This is a genomic window from Proteus sp. G4380 (assembly GCF_963885725.1).
Taxonomy (GTDB): Bacteria; Pseudomonadota; Gammaproteobacteria; order Enterobacterales; family Enterobacteriaceae; genus Proteus; species Proteus mirabilis.
The window spans coordinates 1-2,456 of the sequence record NZ_CAWPAV010000062.1; the positions used below are offsets into that span (position 1 = coordinate 1).

Here is a 2,456-nt window from a genome sequence, read left to right on the forward strand (position 1 = left end):
ATAATATTTATTCTTCTTTTTTTACATCAGGAAAATACCCAGCTCGTTCATGTGTGGAAGTTTCTCGTCTACCTAAAGATGTTTTAATTGAAATAGAAGCTATCGCTTATAAAAAATAGGAAATATGATCATGAATAAATGGGGAAAATTATGTTTTCTTATTTTGGGTGGTGGGACTATATTCAAACTATCCAGCATGAAAGATGTATTTTATGTGCCAATGCAACAAGATTGGGGATTATCTAACACCCAAATTGGTTTTGGCTTTACTATTTATGCCATTATTCAAACAATCGGATTATTTTCATCATTGTATATTGCCGATCGTTTCTCTAAGAAAATTTTATTACCAGCGGGCTTAATTGGAGTAGGTTTATGTGGTGCTTATTTAAGCACATTGCCTCCTTTTACGGGTTATTTAATTGCATTTGGTGCAATGGCATTTTTCGGCGAGGTTGTTTATTGGCCTGTTTTACTAAAATCGGTACGTTTATTAGGAAATAAAGAAGAACAAGGACGTATGTTTGGTTTTCTAGAAGCTGGGCGAGGGGTTGTTGATGTTCTAGTAGCTTCGGGAGCTCTTTATATATTTGTTTTATTTGGTGAAGGTAAAACAGGTATGCAAGCAGGATTAATTTATTATACGCTTGCTACAATAATAGTAGGTATAATTACATATTTTATTGTGGATAATGACGATAAGAAGGAAACCTCCTCAGCAAGTGAAGCTAATCGCCAAGTTTTGGAAGGGATTAAAAATGTCGTAAAATGTCCTAACTTATGGTTAGCATCAATGAGTATCTTCTTTGTTTATTCTGCTTACTGTGGGTTAACTTATTTTATTCCTTTTTTAAAAGATATTTACGCACTACCAATAGCCCTTATCGGTGCCTATGGCATTATTAATCAATATGCACTAAAAATGATAGGTGGTCCATTAGGCGGATTTTTAGCTGACAAAGTTGCAAAATCGCCAACAATATATCTGAAATGGACATTTTTATTATCTGCGATTGCAATGGCTATTTTCATTATGTTGCCTCATGACTCAATGAATGTCTATTTAGGTATGACTGCAACATTAGGTTTCGGTGCAATCATTTTCTCGCAAAGAGCTATTTTCTTTGCACCAATGGATGAAATTGGAACACCAAGACAATATGCAGGTTCAGCGATGGCGTTTGGATGTATTATTGGTTATATGCCTTCCATGTTTGCTTATGCTCTCTATGGGTCATTATTAGATAATTTTGAGGGCATTCAAGGATATAACTATGTATTTAGTATTATGGTCACTTTTAGTTTGCTTGGTTTTATTTGTGCAACCATATTAGCTAAGCGTATTAAAATGATAAATAACACTTTAAATATAGCTTAAAAATAGACACCGCTTAATTGTGATATAGCAAACACTGCTTCATCGATTGGCATTAGCTAAATACGGCTATACCTAGTACAAGGAATGCACTTTAAGCGTTCTTCTGGTGGCGATAATAAATCAATATTTTGTTTATTGCCTTGGCGTAAACGACTTAATGTTTTGGCTAAACGCTCTTGCTCTAATGGATTAAGCAAATTGTTCAGGTAAATGGTGAGCGAGGGCGGTAATAACGAAAATGTACCACGTCGCCGTAGTAGCACTCATAATCAATAAGAATATAATTCACTCAGTATTCAATTGAGTTGATGATATAAATTGAAAAACCAGTCAACAAAAATTGGCTGGTTTTTTCTATATAAAGTAGAAATAAATAATTACTCAATTGGGTACATTTTATTGGCATATTCCAAGAGTGCATTATTGCTTTTGCGGATACATATAGATGCATTTATCCCACTTTTTTTACATTCTTTTAGTTTTAAACTTAATTCAAGAGAAAATAAAATGTAATCCCAACGTTTTATATATTCTTGATATTTTTGGCTCCCATTTTCAGCAATCCATTTTGCATATTCTTTGGCCTTGTTTAAATCTTGAGGAACACCTTTGTTACCATGCAAATAGATAGAAAAAAGATTTTCACAAGCAATAATCACTTTGTTTCCTTTTATTCGACATGCTTTGTCATAGTATTTAATTGCTTTGTTTATATCTTTTTCAACACCATAACCATTTTCAAAAATAACGGCTTGATAGAATAGAGCTGCTCCATGTTTAGGGTTCAATGCTAATGTTTTTTTTAAGAAATTACGTGATAATTCGCACTGGTTTTTATCACTTTCATGAGTAATTTTATATTTTAAATTAGTACAACCAACAAAGAAAATGGAAGCAATAAGATAGCTATCATTAGAATTGTTATTTTTTTTAGCCTTTTCAATAAGGGGATAAACAAGCTCTTTATTTTCAGGGTAAGGTGTAATCAAAGGTAATTGAGGATCATACTGCAACTCTAATTTGTTATATCCTGAGTTTAACATTTTCTCTGTGATAATAGGGTATTCATCTCCGATTG

The 2,456-nt window shown here is 32.8% G+C and carries 4 protein-coding genes; 2 read left to right on the forward strand and 2 right to left on the reverse strand.

What is annotated here, in order from left to right:
- Both AACU98_RS05395 and AACU98_RS05400 read left to right on the forward strand, forming a co-directional pair.
- On the forward strand, positions 1–119 hold a 119-nt coding region (locus tag AACU98_RS05395; RefSeq protein WP_161735655.1), incomplete at its 5' end, for a Rid family hydrolase.
- A gap of 11 nt (positions 120–130) precedes the next feature.
- The gene (locus tag AACU98_RS05400; RefSeq protein ID WP_036919636.1) at positions 131–1,378 is read left to right on the forward strand and encodes an MFS transporter; all 1,248 of its coding nucleotides are present in this window, start codon (positions 131–133) and stop codon (positions 1,376–1,378) included.
- A 56-nt stretch (positions 1,379–1,434) separates the two neighbouring features.
- Here the strand turns inward: AACU98_RS05400 and AACU98_RS05405 are convergent, their stop codons facing one another.
- Together AACU98_RS05405 and AACU98_RS05410 are read right to left on the reverse strand one after the other, a co-directional pair.
- Positions 1,435–1,641, reverse strand: a complete 207-nt coding sequence (locus AACU98_RS05405) for a hypothetical protein (RefSeq protein ID WP_036919638.1) — start codon at positions 1,639–1,641, stop codon at positions 1,435–1,437.
- Positions 1,642–1,755: 114 nt separating this feature from the next.
- On the reverse strand, positions 1,756–2,454 hold the full coding sequence (locus AACU98_RS05410; protein WP_337247565.1) for a tetratricopeptide repeat protein: 699 nt from the start codon (positions 2,452–2,454) through the stop codon (positions 1,756–1,758).
- Between the last annotated feature and the right edge of the window lie 2 nt (positions 2,455–2,456).